18 protein-coding genes are annotated in these 17496 nt (G+C 71.5%); 11 read left to right on the forward strand and 7 right to left on the reverse strand.

Features of this window, described 5'->3' with window-relative positions; all coding sequences use genetic code 11:
* Positions 1 to 57 precede the first annotated feature (57 nt).
* The 5 genes from BLT43_RS06425 to glmM all read left to right on the forward strand — a co-directional run bounded on the left by BLT43_RS06425 (position 58) and on the right by glmM (position 6745).
* A complete protein-coding gene (locus tag BLT43_RS06425; protein ID WP_207497455.1) occupies positions 58 to 2580 on the forward strand; it encodes a putative PEP-binding protein in 2523 nt (840 codons plus the stop codon).
* A 149-nt stretch (positions 2581 to 2729) separates the two neighbouring features.
* Complete coding sequence (locus BLT43_RS06430) at positions 2730 to 3452, forward strand: cell wall hydrolase (protein WP_090111130.1); 723 nt, start codon at positions 2730 to 2732, stop codon at positions 3450 to 3452.
* A 64-nt stretch (positions 3453 to 3516) separates the two neighbouring features.
* Positions 3517 to 4407, forward strand: a complete 891-nt coding sequence (locus tag BLT43_RS06435; RefSeq protein WP_090111131.1) for a dihydroneopterin aldolase — start codon at positions 3517 to 3519, stop codon at positions 4405 to 4407.
* A complete protein-coding gene (folP, locus tag BLT43_RS06440; protein WP_090111132.1) occupies positions 4404 to 5405 on the forward strand; it encodes a dihydropteroate synthase in 1002 nt (333 codons plus the stop codon). Before BLT43_RS06435 ends, folP begins: the two co-directional genes overlap by 4 nt.
* Positions 5402 to 6745 (forward strand): phosphoglucosamine mutase, encoded by a 1344-nt coding sequence (gene glmM, locus BLT43_RS06445; RefSeq protein WP_090111133.1) that lies wholly within the window; start codon positions 5402 to 5404, stop codon positions 6743 to 6745. Before folP ends, glmM begins: the two co-directional genes overlap by 4 nt.
* Positions 6746 to 6754: 9 nt before the next feature.
* Here glmM and BLT43_RS06450 read toward each other — a convergent pair whose 3' ends face one another.
* Positions 6755 to 7663 (reverse strand): DMT family transporter, encoded by a 909-nt coding sequence (locus BLT43_RS06450; RefSeq protein WP_090111134.1) that lies wholly within the window; start codon positions 7661 to 7663, stop codon positions 6755 to 6757.
* A 455-nt stretch (positions 7664 to 8118) separates the two neighbouring features.
* Here BLT43_RS06450 and BLT43_RS06455 point away from each other — a divergent pair, with 455 nt between their 5' ends.
* Complete coding sequence (locus tag BLT43_RS06455; RefSeq protein WP_131802627.1) at positions 8119 to 8463, forward strand: hypothetical protein; 345 nt, start codon at positions 8119 to 8121, stop codon at positions 8461 to 8463.
* Between the two features lie 154 nt (positions 8464 to 8617).
* Here BLT43_RS06455 and ilvC read toward each other — a convergent pair whose 3' ends face one another.
* Positions 8618 to 9640: a ketol-acid reductoisomerase gene (gene ilvC, locus BLT43_RS06460; RefSeq protein WP_090111137.1), complete on the reverse strand. Its 1023-nt coding sequence runs from the start codon at positions 9638 to 9640 to the stop codon at positions 8618 to 8620.
* Between the two features lie 145 nt (positions 9641 to 9785).
* On the opposite strand from ilvC, the gene BLT43_RS06465 reads away from it, so the two are divergent.
* Complete coding sequence (locus tag BLT43_RS06465; RefSeq protein ID WP_090111528.1) at positions 9786 to 10241, forward strand: Lrp/AsnC family transcriptional regulator; 456 nt, start codon at positions 9786 to 9788, stop codon at positions 10239 to 10241.
* Entirely contained in the window at positions 10238 to 10693 is a 456-nt protein-coding gene (locus BLT43_RS06470; protein WP_090111139.1) for an Lrp/AsnC family transcriptional regulator, read from the forward strand. Before BLT43_RS06465 ends, BLT43_RS06470 begins: the two co-directional genes overlap by 4 nt.
* On the opposite strand, the gene BLT43_RS06475 is transcribed toward BLT43_RS06470, so the two are convergent.
* Entirely contained in the window at positions 10690 to 11880 is a 1191-nt protein-coding gene (locus BLT43_RS06475; protein WP_090111141.1) for an FAD-dependent monooxygenase, read from the reverse strand. The genes BLT43_RS06470 and BLT43_RS06475 overlap by 4 nt on opposite strands.
* Positions 11881 to 11917: 37 nt before the next feature.
* Complete coding sequence (locus tag BLT43_RS06480) at positions 11918 to 12577, reverse strand: pyrimidine 5'-nucleotidase (protein ID WP_090111143.1); 660 nt, start codon at positions 12575 to 12577, stop codon at positions 11918 to 11920.
* Between the two features lie 111 nt (positions 12578 to 12688).
* Here BLT43_RS06480 and BLT43_RS06485 point away from each other — a divergent pair, with 111 nt between their 5' ends.
* Positions 12689 to 13342 carry a GntR family transcriptional regulator gene (locus BLT43_RS06485; protein WP_090111144.1) on the forward strand — a complete coding sequence of 218 codons (654 nt, stop codon included), beginning with the start codon at positions 12689 to 12691 and terminating at the stop codon, positions 13340 to 13342.
* Here the strand turns inward: BLT43_RS06485 and BLT43_RS06490 are convergent.
* Together BLT43_RS06490 and carA are read right to left on the reverse strand one after the other, a co-directional pair.
* Complete coding sequence (locus BLT43_RS06490) at positions 13296 to 15014, reverse strand: glycosyltransferase family 2 protein (RefSeq protein WP_090111146.1); 1719 nt, start codon at positions 15012 to 15014, stop codon at positions 13296 to 13298. The genes BLT43_RS06485 and BLT43_RS06490 overlap by 47 nt on opposite strands.
* Positions 15015 to 15071: 57 nt before the next feature.
* Complete coding sequence (carA, locus tag BLT43_RS06495) at positions 15072 to 16247, reverse strand: glutamine-hydrolyzing carbamoyl-phosphate synthase small subunit (RefSeq protein WP_165612554.1); 1176 nt, start codon at positions 16245 to 16247, stop codon at positions 15072 to 15074.
* A gap of 150 nt (positions 16248 to 16397) precedes the next feature.
* On the opposite strand from carA, the gene BLT43_RS06500 reads away from it, so the two are divergent.
* Both BLT43_RS06500 and BLT43_RS06505 read left to right on the forward strand, forming a co-directional pair.
* A complete protein-coding gene (locus BLT43_RS06500) occupies positions 16398 to 16856 on the forward strand; it encodes a GatB/YqeY domain-containing protein (RefSeq protein WP_090111148.1) in 459 nt (152 codons plus the stop codon).
* Positions 16857 to 16938: 82 nt separating this feature from the next.
* Positions 16939 to 17121, forward strand: coding sequence for a DUF3008 family protein (locus tag BLT43_RS06505; RefSeq protein WP_090111532.1), 183 nt, complete (start codon positions 16939 to 16941; stop codon positions 17119 to 17121).
* Between the two features lie 147 nt (positions 17122 to 17268).
* Here the strand turns inward: BLT43_RS06505 and BLT43_RS19105 are convergent, their stop codons facing one another.
* Entirely contained in the window at positions 17269 to 17421 is a 153-nt protein-coding gene (locus tag BLT43_RS19105) for a hypothetical protein (RefSeq protein WP_165612555.1), read from the reverse strand.
* Between the last annotated feature and the right edge of the window lie 75 nt (positions 17422 to 17496).

Below are 17496 nucleotides of genomic sequence, written 5' to 3' on the forward strand. Positions count from 1 at the left end.
GCAGTGCAGCATACCCCGCGCGACCCCAAGATCCTTCTGATCACGCCGACCGCAGACATGTCGGCCGACCGCCATGGCGGCCGGGCGAAGTGCCTGCAGCGGCTGGTGCGGATGGAACTGCCGCTGCCGACGACGGTGGCGCTCTCCTTCGCCTGCGTGCACGCCATCGCGCAGGGCCGCATGCCCGACATGGACGAGATCATGCGCCATTTCGGCGAGGCGCCGCTTCTGTCGGTGCGCCCGTCGAGCCAGGACCCCGACTGGGGCGGGCCCGGCGCGATCCTCAACATCGGCATGACCGACCTGCGCCATGCGCGGATGTGCGACGAGGTCGGCGAGGAGGCCGCGACCTCGCTCTACATGCGCTTCATCCAGGCCTGGGCCGTGCACGTGGCGCGGCTCGACCCCGACAGCTTCCACATTCCCGACCATCCCGGCGCCGAGGATCTGCGCGCGGCGCTTGCCGCCTACGAGGCCGAGGCCGACGAACCCTTCCCGCAGGATCCGAGCCTGCAGCTCTGCGAGGTGCTGCGCTCGATGGCCCGCGCATGGGAGGGCACCACGGCGCGGCTGTTGCGCCAGGCCAAGGGCGCGCCGGCCGATGCCGGGCTCGGCCTCGTTGTGCAGCAGATGGCGCTGGGCGTGGGGCAGGGGGAATGCGGCTCGGGCGTGATCCAGTTCGTCGACAGCCTGACCGGCCAGCCGCAGGTGACGGGCCGCTATCTCAGCCAGAGCCAGGGCCGCGAGGCGCTGAAGCCCGGCGCCGGCGCGATCTACCTGACCCGCGACCATCGCGGCCCCTCCTTCGAGGATCTCTGCCCCGAGGCCTTCGCCGAGCTTCTGCGCATGGGCGCGCTGTGCCGCGTCAAGCTGCGCGAGGAGATGCAGATCGAGTTCACCTTGCAGGAGGGCCGGTTGCACGTGCTCGACGCGGTGCGGGTGCAGCGCTCCTCGCGCGCCAGCGTGCGCATCGCCGTGGCGCTGGCCGAGGATGGCGTGATCCCGCGCGAGGAGGCGGTGCTGCGGGTCGAGCCGCAGGCGCTGTCGGAACTGCTGCACCGCCATGTCGACCCCTCCGCGCCGCGCGACCTGATCGTTTCGGGCATCGCCGCCTCGCCGGGCGCGGCCACCGGGCGGATCGTCTTCACCGCGACCGCGGCGCAGGCCTCGGCGGCGCGCGGCGAGCCCTGCATCCTGGTGCGTCGCGAGACCACGCCCGAGGACATCCGCGGCATGCATGCCGCCGAGGGCGTGCTGACCATCCGCGGCGGCATCACCAGCCACGCGGCGGTGATCGGCCGCGGCCTCGGCCTGCCCTGCGTGGTCGGCGCCTCCGACCTCACCATCGACCGCAAGAAGCGGCAGGTGATCGCGCCGGGCGGGCGGCGGCTGTCCGAGGGCGAGGTGATCACCCTCGACGGCACCTCCGGCGAGGTGCTGGCGGGCGAGCCCGCGATGTTCGAGGCGGTGCTCGACGGCGCCTTCCGCACGCTGCTTGACTGGGCCGACGACTTCCGCGACATCGGCGTGCGCGCCAATGCCGACACGCCGCAGGACGCGCAGACCGCGCGCAATTTCGCGGCCCAAGGCATCGGCCTGTGCCGCACCGAGCACATGTTCTTCGAGGAAGGGCGCATCGGCATGATGCGCGAGATGATCTTCGCCAAGGACGAGGCGGCGCGCCGCGCCGTGCTCGAGCGGCTTTTGCCGATGCAGCGCGCCGATTTCGCCCGCCTGTTCGAGATCATGCAGGGCCAGCCGGTCTGCATCCGCCTGTTCGACCCGCCGCTGCACGAGTTCCTGCCCTCCGACCGCGCCGGCATGCGCGATCTGGCCGACGGGCTCGCCGTGTCGCTGTCGGATGTCGAGGCGCGGGTGACGGCGCTGACCGAGTACAACCCGATGCTCGGCATGCGCGGCGTGCGGCTCGGCATCACCGTGCCCGAGATCTACGAGATGCAGGCCCGCGCCATCTTCGAGGCGACCGTGCAGGCCAGCCGCGAGGGCGACCCGGTGGTGCCCGAGGTGATGATCCCGCTGGTCTCGGCAATGCGCGAGGTCGAGCTGGTCAAGGCGCGGGTCGACGCGGTGGCCGCGCAGGTGCGGACCCAGTCGGGGGTCGAGTTCGACTACCGGCTCGGCGTGATGGTCGAGACGCCGCGCGCCGCGCTGCGCGCCGCCGACATCGCCCAGCACGCGGCCTTCCTGTCCTTCGGCACCAACGACCTGACGCAGATGACCTACGGGCTGTCGCGCGACGATGCCGGCCGCTTCATGTCCACATACGTCAAGAACGGCGTCTACGAGGAGGACCCGTTCCACAGCCTCGATCTCGACGGGGTGGGGGAGCTGCTGAGGATCGGCGCCGAGCGCGGCCGCGCCGGCCGGCCGGACGTGACGCTGTCGATCTGCGGCGAACATGGCGGTTCGCGCAGCGCCATCGAGTTCTGCCGGCGGCAGGGCTTCGACTACGTGTCCTGCTCGCCCTTCCGCGTGCCGGTGGCGCGGCTCTCGGCGGCCCAGCTGGCGCTGGCCGCGCGCGGAATGCGTGATTTCCGGGTCACGCTTCCGGGTTATTGAGCGGGGTTACGCGACTTCCTGCTTGCCTGATTGGCGGGAACCTGCCGGTTCCTTCTTAACAGAAAACCGGTCGGTGGACACCCGGCCCCCGGTCCCTTAGGTCACTCCTGCCAGCGCGGGGCACACCGCGAGGAACCGAGGGGACAGCGATGAATCGACTGAACTTTCTGCGCCTGACCAAGTCCGGCGCGATGGCATGTCTTGTGGCTTTCACGACCGCAATGCCCGCCACCGCCGACGGAAACGTGGCCGCGGCGCGGATCGACGGTCGAGCCGCCGCCCCCGATCAGGAGACCCGTCTCGGGGCGCTTCTGGGCACTGAACGCGACGAGGCCGAGATTGTTCCCGCCGTCGCCACCGCCGCGACCCTGCCGGCCGCCGCCGACCGCGGCATTGAGCTCGCCACCGCCGCCGGCCGCCAGGATTACGAGGCCATGCTCGCCGCCCAGCCGGGCGGCAAGGGCGACGCCGAGTGGAACTGCCTGACCGAGGCGCTCTACTTCGAGGCGCGCGGCGAGGCGCTCAAGGGCCAGTTCGCGGTCGCCGAGGTCATCCTCAACCGCGTCGACAGCCCGGACTACCCCGACAGCGTCTGCGGGGTGGTGCGCCAGGGCACCGGCCGCAAATATGCCTGCCAGTTCTCCTACTACTGCGACGGCCTGCCCGACACGGTGAACGACAAGGGCTCGTGGAAGAAGCTCGGCCGCATCGCCTCGATCATGCTCGAGGACGGCCCGCGCGAGCTGACCGCCGGCGCCACGCACTACCACACCAAGGCGGTGAACCCGTCCTGGGCCGGCCGCATCCCGCGCACCGCCTCGATCGGCGCGCATCTGTTCTACCGCGAGGCCACCCGCACCGCTTCGAACTGAGGCCGTGCTTGCCGGCCGGGCGGGGGGCGGTTAGACCGCCCCTGCCTCCAGCCCGGAGCGGTAGATGACCGACGACACCAGACAGGCCTTCGACCTGGCCGCCCGCGCCCAGTCCGGCGCCGAAACAGGCGCCGCCGGTCCGCGCGACCGGCTGCTTCTGCGCGACTATCCGGTCGAGGTCGAGATCGGCGCCTTCCAGGCCGAGCGCGGCAAGACGCAGCGGCTGGTCGTCGACATCGTGACCGACCTGCGGCCCGCTGCGCCTGCGGGCGACGATGTCGACCGCATCCTTTCCTACGACCGGCTGACCGAGGCGGTGGACAGCGCGCTGGCCGCCGAACGGCTCGACCTGCTCGAGACGCTGGCCGAGCGCATCGCCGCGCGTCTGCTGGCCGAGCCGCAGGTCGAACGCGTCTACCTGCGCATCCGCAAGCTCGACCGCGGGCCGGGCGAGCTGGGCGTCGAGATCATGCGCGAGGACGCGTCAGACGCAACCGAGCAAGCCGGACAGACACCGCGCCCGGTCGTGGCGCTGATCGGCGCCGCCACGGCCGCCGCGCCCGAACGCTGGCGGGACATGCTGCTGGCCGAAGCCGGGCCGCTCGTCATCTGCGTCGCGCCCGCCGCGCCCGGTCTGGCCGTGCCCGACCCCGTGGCGCAGGCCCGCATCGATCTTCTGGCCTTCGACCAGGCCGCATGGGCGATGGTTCCGGTGCTCGGCCTCGAGGTGCGCGACAGCCGCACCGAGCTCGACTGGGCGATGCGCCGCGGCGCGGCCAGTCTCTGGGCGCCGTCGCGGATGGTCGCGGCGGCGGTGGAGCCGCCCGCCGGCACCGGGCCGGGCGACCTGGCGGCTTGGCTGGCCGATCGCTTCGACGCGCGGGAGATCCTGCTGCTGGGCGCCGACGCGCCCGGCGCGCGCTGCCCGGCCCGGCGGCTGGACCCGGCGCCATGAGCCGCCCGCCCGCGCCCCTGCCGCTCTGGCCGATCGGGCCGGAGCGGGGCCTGCCGCTCGCAGGGATCGCCGGCGCGCGGTTCTCCGAGGCGCTCGGCGCGGACGGGCAGCTGATCGCGGCCGCCGACCTCGCCCCCGACCTGCAGGGCCGCCTCTCAGCCCGCCGCCCGGACCTCTGCGGCCTGCCGCTCGACCGGCCGCGGATCATGGGCATCCTCAACGTGACGCCCGACAGCTTCTCCGACGGCGGCGACCATGCCCGCCGGGCCGACGCGCTGGCGCGGGCCCGGGCGCTGGTGGCCGAAGGGGCCGAGATCCTCGACATCGGCGGCGAATCCACCCGCCCCGGCGCGCAAGCCGTGCCGGTGGCCGAGGAGATCGCCCGCGTCGTGCCGCTGGTGGCCGAGCTGCGCGCCGCCGGCCTCTCCACGCCGATCTCTGTCGACACCCGCAAGGCCGAGGTGGCGCGCGCGGCGCTGGCCGAGGGCGCGGACATGGTCAACGACGTCTCGGCGCTGGGCTACGACCCGGATCTCGCCCATGTCGTGGCCGAGGCGGGGGTGCCGCTCTGCCTCATGCATGCCAAGGGCAGCCCGGCCGAGATGCAGGACGCGCCACGCTATTCGGACGTGACAGCCGAGGTCTGGGACATGCTCGAGGCCCGCATCAGGGCGGCGCAGGCGGCCGGCATCGACCGGGCGAAGCTGCTGGTCGATCCCGGCATCGGGTTCGGCAAGGATCTGCAACACAATTTGACCCTGCTGCGGGCGCTGCCCGTGTATCACGGCTTCGGGTTGCCGCTGCTCTTGGGCGTGTCGCGCAAGCGGTTCATCGGCACGATCGCCGATGTCGCCGCCCCGAAGGACCGGGTACCCGGTTCGGTGGCGGTGGCGCTGGCCGCGGCGCAGCAGGGAGTGCACGTCTTGCGTGTGCACGACGTGAGCGATACCAGGCAAGCCCTGCGGTTGCACAGGGCCATGATGGGACAGGACGAATGACACGAAAGCTTTTCGGGACCGACGGGGTGCGCGGCACCGCCAATGCCTGGCCGATGACCGCCGAGACCGCGCTCAGGATCGGCGCGGCCGCCGGGCGCTACTTCCGCAATGACGGCTCGAACGGCCACCGGGTGGTGATCGGCAAGGACACGCGCCTGTCGGGCTACATGTTCGAGAACGCGCTGGTCGCGGGCCTCACCTCGACCGGCATGAACGCGCTGCTGCTGGGGCCGGTGCCGACCCCGGCGGTCGGGCTGCTGACCCATTCGATGCGCGCCGATGTCGGCATCATGATCTCGGCGAGCCACAACCCGCACCACGACAACGGCATCAAGTTCTTCGGCCCCGACGGCTTCAAGCTCTCGGACGAGGCCGAGGCCGAGATCGAGGCGATGGTCGCGGGCAAGATCGAGCCGGCCAAGGCTGCCAATATCGGCCGGGCGCGCCGCGTCGACGACGGCCGCTTCCGTTATGCCGAGCGGCTCAAGTCGACCTTCCCGACCGGGCTGCGGCTCGACGGGCTCAAGGTGGTGATCGACTGCGCCAACGGCGCGGCCTACAAGGTCGCCCCCGAGGTGCTGTGGGAGCTGGGCGCGACGGTGATCCCGGTCGGGGTCGAGCCCGACGGCACCAACATCAACGAGCATTGCGGCTCGACCTATCCGCGCCACGCCGCGGCGCGGGTGCTCGACGAGGGCGCCGATCTCGGCATCTGCCTCGACGGCGACGCCGACCGGGTGATGATCATCGACGAGACCGGCCAGATCGCCGATGGCGACCAGCTCATGGCGCTGATGGCCGGCCGCTGGGCCGAGGCCGACCGGCTGCGCGGCGGCACGCTGGTGGCCACGGTGATGTCCAATCTCGGGCTGGAGCGCTACCTCGAGGGCCGCGGCCTGAAGCTCGAGCGCACCAAGGTCGGCGACCGCTACGTGGTCGAGGCGATGCGACGCGGCGGCTGGAACCTCGGCGGCGAGCAGTCGGGCCACATCGTCATGACCGACTACGCCACCACCGGCGACGGCCTGCTGGCCGGGCTGCAGTTCCTGGCCGCGATGATCGAGACCGGCAAGCCGGCCTCGTCGCTGGTGCGCCAGTTCGAGCGGGTGCCGCAGCTTCTCAAGAACGTGCGCTACGCGCCGGGGCAGGACCCGCTCGAGACCGAGGCGGTCAAGCGGGCGATCGCCGAGGCCGAGGGCCGGCTGAACGGCAAGGGCCGGCTGCTGATCCGCAAGTCGGGCACCGAGCCGCTGATCCGCGTGATGGCGGAATGCGAGGATGACGGGCTGCTCGCGCAGGTGGTCGACGGCATCGTCGCCGAGGTCCAGTCCGTCGCCTGAGCCTCAATCCTAGGCCTGCGCGCGCCTGGCCAGCGCGCGCAGGTTGCGCCCCTGGCTGATGCCGAGCCCGGTCAGGATCAGCACCAGCGCCGCGAAGAAGCGCCAGGGCAGCGCCTCGTTCAGCGCCAGCGCGCCGATCGCCATCGACCAGACCGGCACCTGGTAGTTCACCAGGGTCATGAAGACCGACCCAGCCGAGCGGATCACCGTGACCCGCAGGAGCGCGGCGAGCGCCGTGGGCAGCAGGCCGAGGAACAGCACCGCGAGCCCCGCCCGCGGCCCGGCCCAGCCCGGCACCCCCTCGATCACCAGCATCGCCGGCAGCAGGATCGCGGCGCCGACGCCGAGGCTCAGCGCGGTCAGCACGATGCCGTCGATCGGCGGGCAGCGCCGCGTCAGGATCGAGGCCACGGCGTAGGACAGCGCGGCGGCGAGGCAGGCGAGCTGCCCCCAGGCCGAGAGGCCGGCCCCCGGCGCCAGCACGCCCGGGCCGATCAGCACCAGCGCCCCGGCGAAGCCGACGCCGACACCGGTGGCCGAGCGCCAGTGGAGCGGCTCGTCCGAGAAGACCGCCGCGAGGGGCAGCACGAAGAGCGGCAGCGCCGCCATCGAGATGCCGGCGAAGGCCGAGGGCACGTATTGCTGCCCCCAGGCCAGCAGCAGGAAGGGCAGGGCGGTGGAAAGGCCCCCGATGGCCGCGAGGTAGCCCATGGTGCGGCGATCGAGCCGGGGCAGCGGCCGCCGCATGGCCCGCATCAGGGCCAGCATCGCGGCGGCGCCGAGCGTGGTGCGCGCGCAGGCCACCGTCACCGGCCCGTAGCCGTCGAGCGCGACGCGCACCACGGCGAAGGTGCCACCCCAGATCACGCCGAGCAGCAGGATCGAGAGCCAGTTCGCGGGTGTGGGGCGACGGGTCATGCCCGCGCATTGAGCATGGCCGGCCGGCGCTGTCCACGTGCCGGGGCCGGCACGGGCGGAGAGTTGCGCCCCCCGGGGGTGCGACCGATTCGCGCAGCCCGCGCCGAAATCCGGGTCCCGAGCCTGAAACAAAGGCCGCAGATCGCTCACGGACGGGGTATTCACGGCGGTTGACGATTTGCGGCAGCGGTCCTGCGGCGCGATTTTCGTGAACTTCGTGACATTCGCGGCGCATCTCTGGGTGGAAGACGGTGCATCTCGGACCGGAACCTGCCCGCCTGCGCCGCCGGTCGGGCCGAGGGTGCGCAGAACTCGCTTTTCAAGAGGCGAAACCGTTCAACTCTCGTCACCGGGCTTGTGATGTTACGGCCGTTCCCCCGTGACGGGTCGGGGCGCAGCATGTGGTCACGTGAACCCGACGGGCTCGACCCCGTAACACAGGAAAGGGACACATCATGCGCACACTGTTTCTCGCTTTCGCCGCAGCAAGCCTGGTTGCCACCGGAGCGCCGGCGATGATTCCGGAAGACAATGCCTTCACCTCGCTGAGCCGTATCCAGGACAACACCAAGATCGTCGATGTCGGCACGGTGCGTTCGGGCGGCGACGGCGTCGTCGAACTCTACACCTTCCATGCCGGCCGCCTGGGCGACCTGATCGGCACGGAGCGCGTTCATGCCGGGGCGAACAGCGATGTCCGCATCGACACCCGCCGCCCGGTGCGTGGCGACGTGATGGCGGTGCTGAAGGTGGACGGGCAGATCGTCGCGACACACCAGTTCCGCAACATCAACCGCTAACCGGACGACAGCGCATTCGCGCAGGCAGGGCCGGTCCGCCACAAGCGGACCGGCCCTGTCCGCCCGTCCGCTGGCGTTCGACACCCGACGACCGGCCCGAACGGAAAAGGGGGGCGCCTCGCGGCGCCCCCCTTCGAAATCTGCTGCCGCGCGATCAGTTGCGCGACTTGTCGACCATCTTGCCCTTGGAGATCCAGGGCATCATCGCGCGCAGCTTCTCGCCGACCTGCTCGATCTGGTGCTCGTCGTTCAGGCGGCGGGTCGCCTTGAAGAAGGGCTGGCCGACGGCGTTCTCCTGCATGAAGTCGCGCACGAACTTGCCGTTCTGGATATCGGTCAGCACCGCCTTCATCCGCGCCTTGGTCTCGTCATAGGGCAGGACGCGCGGGCCCGACACGTACTCGCCGTACTCGGCGGTGTTCGAGATCGAGTAGTTCATGTTGGCGATGCCGCCCTCGTAGATCAGGTCGACGATCAGCTTCACCTCGTGCAGGCACTCGAAATAGGCCATCTCGGGCTCGTAGCCGGCCTCGACCAGCGTCTCGAAGCCCATGCGGATCAGCTCGACCAGGCCGCCGCAGAGCACGGCCTGCTCGCCGAACAGGTCGGTCTCGCATTCCTGGCGGAAGTTGGTCTCGATGATGCCCGAGCGGCCGCCGCCGATGGCCGAGCAGTAGGACAGGCCGATCTCCATCGCCTTGCCCGAGGCGTCGTTGTGCACCGCCACGAGGCAGGGCACGCCGCCGCCCTTCTGGTACTCGCCGCGCACGGTGTGGCCCGGGCCCTTCGGCGCCATCATGATGACGTCGACGCCGGGCTTGGGCTCGATCAGGCCGAAATGCACGTTCAGGCCGTGCGCGAAGGCGATGGCGGACCCTTCCTTCAGGTGGTCGTGCACGTGCTTCTTGTAGGTCTCGGCCTGCAGCTCGTCGGGCATGGTGAACATGATCAGGTCGCACCAGGCGGCGGCTTCCTCGATGCCCATCACCTGCAGGCCTTCGCCTTCGGCCTTGGCGCGCGAGGGCGAACCTTCGCGCAGCGCCACGACGAGGTTCTTGGCGCCCGAGTCGCGCAGGTTCAGCGCGTGGGCGTGGCCCTGGCTGCCATAGCCGAGAATGGCGACCTTCTTGTCCTTGATCAGGTTCACGTCGCAGTCGCGGTCGTAATACACGCGCATCGGTTGGTCCTTCCTTGGTCCCTCGGGGATATGTCCTGCGCCGCACTCTGACCGTGCGGGGCGCAAGAGGCGAGGAGGGCATCGCATGAATTTCGCGCCATCTGCGCACTGGTCATTCGTCTCGGGCATCAATAACGTGATTTTCATGCAGGACGACACCGACCGCCGCCTCCTGCGCCTCCTGCAGGAGACGCCGGACCTCACCACCGCCGAGCTGGCCGAGCGTGCCGGCCTGACCGCGATGCGCTGCGCGCGGCGCATCGCCCGGCTGCAGGATGCCGGGATCATCCGCGGCCAACGCGCGGTCATCGACTGGAAGGCGCTCGGCTTCTCGGTCGCGGTCAGCCTGCGGGTGACGCTCGACAAGACCCAGCCGCGCGCCTTCGACGAATTTCTCGCCGAGGCCCGGCAGGTGCCCGAGGTGATCGAGATCCAGACCTTTCTCGGCGTGGTCGACGTGCGGCTGCAGCTCGTCGCGCGCGACCTCGAGCATTACCGCGCGCTCTACCGCGAGAAGATCCTCGCTCTGCCGCATATCGCCGACATCGAGAGCCTGATGACGGTGAGCGTGGTGAAGTTCGACGAGGCGCTGCCGCTGTGAGCGCGCTCGACGACACCGACCGCCGGCTGCTGCGGCTTTTGCAGGAGGACGCGGCGCGCCCGGCCTCGGAGATCGGCCGCGAGCTGGGCCTGTCGCAGCCCGCCGCCTGGCGCCGCATCCGGCGGCTGCGCGAGATCGGCGCGCTGAAGGGGCGGCGGCTCGATCTCGACGCGGCCGCGCTGGGCTTCGGCGTCACCGTGTTCCTCGGCGTGAAGCTGGCGCGGACGGGCCGCGCCAATCTCGAGGATTTCGAGCGCGCGGTGAGCGCGATCCGCGAGGTGCAGACCGTCGAGCATGTGCTCGGGCTCTACGACTACCGGCTGCGGGTCGTCGCCCGCGACCTCGCCGATTTCGAGCGGGTGCTCAGGCGGCGGATCATGACGCTGCCGGGGATCGGCCCGGTCGAGGCCAACGTGCTTCTGTCCGAGGAACGGCTGCCCGGCCCGATCTAGCGCCCCATCCCGAGGCCGAGCCGCATCACGCCGCGCCGGATCGGCCCGACATCGTGCATCACGCCGAGCCCCGCGCCGCGCAGCGCCTGCGCCACCGGCCCGCCCGCCATCGCCACCCGGTTCAGCGCGTCGATGCCGAGGCTGCGCAGCCGGATGTCGCCCTCGCGCGCCTTGGCATAGGCGTCGAGCATTGCGGGCTTGCCCAGCTCCTCGGGCTTTTCGCGCGCAAGCTCGAGCAGCGCCGCCACGTCGGCCAGCGAGGTGTTCAGACCCTGCGCGCCGATCGGCGGCATGACATGCGCGGCCTCGGCCACCAGCGCCACGCGCTGCGCCGTCAGCCGCCGCGCCGTGCGGGTGACGATCGGCCAGAGCTGCCGCCCGGTTACCAGCTTGAGCCGCCCCAGCACCCGCTCGGAGCGCGCCGTGGCCTCGATCTCGAAATCGCTCGCGGGCAGCGCGGCCAGACGCTCGGCCTCGCGCCCCGGCTCCATCCAGATCACGGCGGAAGAGGGGCGTCCCTCGTGGTCGGGCAGCGGCACTAGCGTGAACGGCCCGCCGGAGCGGTGGATCTCGGTCGAGATGTTGTCGTGCGGCACCTCGTGCGTGACGGCAAAGGCCAGCGCCTTCTGGCCGTAGCGCCGCGTCGTCGCCGGGATGGAGCAGGCCGCGCGCACCGGCGAATCGCGCCCGTCGGCGGCCACCAGCAGCTTGGCCGCGACGCAGGCGCCGTCGCTCAGCCGCACCATCACCCGGTCGTCGCGCGGCGTCTGACCGGCGAAGCCGGTGCCGGCGCGGAACGCGGCATTGTCCATCTCTTCGATCCGTGCCGCCATCTCGCGGCGCAGAAGCCAGTTCGGGACGTTCCAGCCGAAGGGCAGGGGGCCGAGATCGGCGGCGTCGAAGTCGCGCGTGACCGGCCCGCGCGGCCCGGCCTCGACGATGCGCATGACCTGCAGTGGCATGGCGTGCGGGTCGAGCCGGTCCCAGATGCCGGCCTGCTCGAGCAGTTCGCGGGCGGGCTGCAGGAAGGCGGTGGAGCGCAGATCGGCGCCCTCGTCGGCCGCCTCCTGCACCGGCGGGGCCGGATCGACGCAAAGCACCGAGAAGCCGGCCGCGCCGAAGGCCGCCGTGGCCGCGAGACCGGCGACGCCGCCGCCGGAGATCAGGATGTCGACATGCTGGGTCATGGCGTTGAGATAGGCCGGGACGGGGCGCAGGGAAAGCTCAGACCAGCTGCGACAGAAAGCCCGCGAGGTCGTCGGTGTGGTGGTGGATGTGATCGGCCCGCGTCGCCTCGGGCGGCCCGACGAGAACGGTGCGCATCCCCATCGCGTGCGGCACGGCGAGGTTGCGCGGGTCGTCCTCGAACATCGCGCCTTGGTCGGGGGCGAGATCGTCGAGCGCGAAGACCGCCTCGAAGGCGGCGCGCTCGGGCTTCGGCACGAGGCCGGCATGCTCGACGCCGTAGACCGCGTCGAACACGCCCGTGAGCCCGCGCGCCTTCAGCACCTGCAGCGCGTAAGGTCTCGTGCCATTGGTGTAGACGATGCGGCGGCCGGGCAGGGCGGCGATGGCGGCGGCCAGCGCCGGGTCGGCCTCAAGCGCGCCGAAGTCGATCTCGTGCACGTCGCGCAAAAAGTCGTCGGCGGGCAGACCGTGTTCGGCCATCAGCCCGGCCAGCGTGGTGCCGTAGCGCGTCCAGTAGTCGGCGCGCAGCCGGTCGGCCTCGGCGTCGTCGATCGACAGCTCGCGCCGCATCCAGGCCCGCATCCTGACCTCGATCTGGTCGAAGAGCCGCATCCGGGGCGGGTAGAGCGTGTTGTCGAGGTCGAAGACCCAGGCACGCACATGCGAAAAGTCGGTCGGGAAGGGGAGGCTGGTCATGGCGCGACCCTAGGCGCGGGCGCGGTCGGGGTCCAGCGGCGGCGGGCGGTTCGGCTTGATCGTCCCGCGCCCATGGGGGTATCGTCGCAAGACCCCAAGGAAAGCCCGCGGATGCAGGACACCAGACCCTCGCAGAAGGATGCCTACGGGCTGATCCTCGACTCGATCGACGGCGGCATCTACCGCCCCGGCGACCGGCTGGTCGAAAGCGAGCTGGCCGACCGCTTCGGCGTGTCGCGCACGCCCGTGCGCGAGGCGCTGCAGCGCCTCGAGACGCAGGGCATGCTGAGCCGCGACGGCCGTTCGCTGATCGTCGCCTCGCTCGACCACACGCAGCTGGCCGAGCTCTACGTGGTGCGCGGCGAGCTCGAGGGGCTGGCGGCGCGCCTCGCGGCGCGCCATGCCGCGCCCGAGGAGGTCCGCGTGCTGCGCGACATGCTCGAGGCCGACCAGGCGCTGGTGAACGACCCGCAGGCGCTCAGCCGTGCCAACCGGCGCTTCCACAAGCAGATCCATCTCGCCAGCCACAACCGCTTCCTGGTGCGGCAGCTCGACCTCGTGCACCGCTCCATGGCGCTCCTGGCCTCGACCTCGCTCGCGGCCGAAGGGCGCGGGCGCGGCGCACTGGACGAGCACCGGGCGATCGTCGAGGCGATCGAGGCGGGCGACGGCGACGCCGCCGACCGGGCGGTGCGCGACCACATCTCGCGCGCCTTCGTCACCCGGCTGAAGCTCGATGCGGCGAAGGTCGAGGCGGCGGAGTGACCCGGTCGGGCCGCTCCGGCCCGAAGACGCCGTGCCTGGTCTTGTCCCAGTGGAAGGGGCGCAGCAGCAGCTCGAACATCGCGCGCCAGAAGGCCAGCGTGGCCAGCGGAAAGTAGACCTGCAGCGCCAACGCCCAGAGCGCGAGCTTCGGCCGGCCCGCCCGCGCGGCCCCGAGCGCCGCGACCGCCAGCGTCACCATCTCGGCCCCGAGGAACAGCCCGACGAGGGCCAGCCCCGTGCCGGGCGGCAGCCAGGGCGCGGCGGGGTGCGGCAGGCCGAAGGTCAGAAGCCAGAAGGACCACAGCATCGGCGCCAGAGCGAACTGAGCGAGCGTGCCCAGAAACAGCAGCTGCAGCCCGAGGCAGCGTTTCGCGCCCAGCTCGCGCCACAGCCGCCCGGGGTCGCGCATCGCCACGCCCCAGCACATCGCGTAGCCCTTGAGCCAGCGCGAACGCTGCCGCACCCAGGGCCAGAGCCGGGCATTGGCCTCTTCGCGGGTGACGGTGTCGATCACCTCGGTCCGGTAGCCGCGGCGTGCCAGCCTGATGCCGAGATCGGCATCCTCGGTGACGTTGTGCGCGTCCCAGCCGCCGACCTCCTCGATCACGTGGCGGCGCAGGAACAGGGTGGTGCCGCCCAGCGGCAGCACCAGCCCCAGACGCTGCAGGCCCGGCAGCATCACCCGGAACCACATCGCGTATTCCAGCGTGAAGCAGCGCGCGATCCAGTTGCTGCGCGGGTTGTAGAAGTCGAGCACGCCTTGCAGGCAGGCCAGCCGCGGATCCGCATGGGCAAAGCGCGCCGCGACGCGCAGCAGCTGGTCGGGTGCCGGCGCATCCTCGGCGTCGTAGACGGCGACGATGGTGCCGCGCGCCCCTTCGAGCGCGAAGTTCAGCGCGCGCGGCTTGGTGCGGATCCGGCCTTCGGGCACCTCCACGACCCGCGCCCAGTGCGGCAGCGCGATCTGCGCGAGCGCCTCGAGCGTGGTCGTGTCGCGGGCCTCGACGGCAAGCCGCAGCTCCAGCCGGTCGCGCGGGTAGTCGAGCCGGCCGAGCCGGACCAGAAGGCGTTCGGCCACCCGCTCCTCGCGGTGCAGCGGCACCAGCAGCGTGACCAGCGGCAGCTGCTCGGGCGGCACCGCCGGCAGCTCGGTCCGGGCCGGGCCGCCGCGCAGGGTGGCGAGCGCGGCCGCGGCCTTGAGGCCGGCATTCATGAGCAGGCACAGCGCGCAGAGCGCGGCCAGCAGCGTCAGCGCCGGGCCGGGCGCGAGGATGACCGTGAGCGTGCCGACCAAGGCGAGCGCCGCCGCGACGCCGCGGGCGAGCCGCGGGTCCAACGCCCGGGCGCTATGCCCCCAGGCGGTGCGGGTCTCGGCGCGCAGGATGCGGGCCGGGTCGAGATAGGGGCGCAGGGCGGTCTCGATCGTCGCGGCATCGCATGGCGCCCAGTGGCAGGGCCGCAGCGGCGCCACCAGCGCCCGTGCCGCCGCATCCGGCGGGCCGGCGCACAGGATCACGGTGGTGCCGCCGGCGCGGCGCCATGGCAGCAGGCCCGCCGCGAGGCAGGCGCGCGCGCCCAGGCGCCGCACCAGCCGCGGATCGGGTGGGCAGGTCAGCGGGCAGACCAGCGGGTCGGGCCGGCCGGACGATTCTGATCGGTTGCCTGCGCGCATGGGGCTCGCCCTCCCGGGGGTCGCCGCCATGCTGCGAGGCGTTCGGTTAACGCGCGGTTAAGCCTCGGCGGAGGCCGATTTGCGCTGCGCCATCGCCTCGGCGAAGCGCTCGAACAGGTAGTAGCTGTCCTGCGGGCCGGGGCTGGCTTCGGGGTGGTACTGCACCGAGAAGACCGGGCGGTCGGTCATGCGGATGCCGCAGTTCGAGCCGTCGAACAGCGAAACATGGGTCTCGACCACGTTCTTGGGCAGCGACTGGCTGTCGACGGTGAAGCCGTGGTTCATCGAGGTGATCTCGACCTTGCCGGTCTCGCGGTCCTTCACCGGGTGGTTCGCGCCGTGATGGCCGTGGTTCATCTTCACGGTCTGCGCGCCCAGCGCCCGGGCCAGCATCTGGTGGCCGAGGCAGATCCCGAAGACCGGGATGTCCGAGCGGTCGAGCACGCCCTTGATCGCCGGCACGGCATAGGCGCCGGTCGCGGCCGGGTCGCCCGGACCGTTCGACAGGAACAGCCCGTCGGGCTCGAGCGCGAGGATCTCGTCGGTGGTGGCGGTCGCCGGCAGCACCGTCACCTCGCAGCCGGCCGAGGCGAGGCTGCGCAGGATGTTGCGCTTGGCGCCGTAATCCACGGCGACGACCTTGTGGCGCGGCTTGTCGAGCTTCTTGAAGCCGTCCGGCCAGGCCCAGCGCATCTCGTCCCAGCGGTAGGACTGGACGCAGCTCACCTCCTTGGCGAGGTCGAGGCCGACGAGGCCTTCGAAGGCGCGCGCCTGCGCCACCAGCGCCTCAATGTCGAACTCGCCGTCGGGGTTGTGCTCGATCGCGACATGCGGCGCGCCCTGCTGGCGGATCGCCCGGGTCAGGCGGCGGGTGTCGATGCCGCCCATGCCGATCCGGCCGCGCCGGGCGAGCCAGTTCGACAGCGTGTCGGTGGCGCGCCAGTTCGACGGCTCGGTCGGCGACCAGCGCACGATCATCGCGGCGGCGACCGGATCGGCGGCCTCCTCGTCCTCCTCGGTGGTGCCGGTGTTGCCGACATGCGGGAAGGTGAAGGTCACGACCTGGCCCGCATAGGAGGGGTCGGTCATGATTTCCTGATAGCCGGTCATGGCGGTGTTGAAGCACAGCTCCGCGGTGGTGCGGCCCGGTGCCCCGAAGCCTTCGCCGTAGAACACGGTGCCGTCTGCCAGGGCGAGGCAGGCGGTCGGCTTGCCGGTATCGGTCATCGGCATGGCGGCGTACTCCTGTTCCGAAATTCGACGCTTCCTAGGCGTCAGTCGGGCGAGAATCAAGACGCAGCGTCGCCCGCCGGCCGAGTTGTCAGCCCCGGTCCGAACCGGTAGTTTGTGCGCTTGTGTCTGCAACAACCCGGAACCGATCCGATGACCCTGCGCGACAAGATCAACGCGGCCCTCAGGGGCGCGATGAAAGCCAAGGAGACCGAGCGGCTCTCGACGCTGCGTCTCATCAACGCCGCGATCAAGGACCGCGACATCGCCGCCCGGGGCGAAGGCGAGGACGGGCTGGTGCCCGATGACGTCGTGCTCGCGATCCTCGCCAAGATGGTCAAGCAGCGCCAGGACAGCGCGCGGGCCTATGACGAGGCCGGGCGGATCGAGCTGGCCGAGAAGGAGCGCGCCGAGATCGCGGTGATCGAGGAGTTCCTGCCTCGCCCGCTGAGCGAGGCCGAGACTAAGGCCGCCGTCGACGAGGCGATCGCCGAGACCGGCGCCGACTCGATCCGCGACATGGGCAAGGTCATGGCGGCGCTGAAGGCGCGCTATGCGGGGCGGATGGATTTCGCCCGGATCGGGCCGATGGTGCGCGAGCGGCTGGGCTGAGGCCGGGCCAAGCGCGGACCCGGGCCGGAACGCGATGCGGCATGCGAGGGTTCTCTCCACGTCTCAACGATGGAGGATGAGCATGCCGGCACAATCCAAGGCGCAGCAGAAGGCGGCCGGGGCGGCGCTCGCGGCGAAGCGGGGCGAGGCCAAGGTCGGCGACCTGCAGGGCGCGTCTAAGGAAATGTATGACGAGATGAGCGAGAGCCAGCTCGAGGATCTCGCGCAGACCAGCCGCGAAGACCTGCCCGACAAGAAGGGCTGAGGGCGCCGCCGCCCGCCTCGCCTTCCGTGCCCCCCGGCGCCCGCTGACGGGCGCGGGGGACGAGACCGAAACGGCCCGCCCCCTCTTCCGGGTGGCGGGCCGTGTCATGGAACACTGTGTACCGGGAACGCTCCGACGGGGCCGGCCTCAGCGGCGTCGGCGGTCGTCGGCGGGGATCGGGATCGGCCGGTAGTCGGGCTGCGGCTGCGGCAGCACCGCGTCGGCGAGACCGGCGAGGATCGAGCGGCCCCGCTCGGCCAGCTTGCGGATCGTCTCGATCGGGTCGTTGCGCTTGGACATATCGAATCCTCCGTTGTCATGAAAATGCCCGCTTATCGGCCCGGGTTCCATGACGACGTCGCGACGCGGCGTCCG

The sequence above is a fragment of the Limimaricola pyoseonensis genome, assembly GCF_900102015.1.
Classification (GTDB): domain Bacteria; phylum Pseudomonadota; class Alphaproteobacteria; order Rhodobacterales; family Rhodobacteraceae; genus Limimaricola; species Limimaricola pyoseonensis.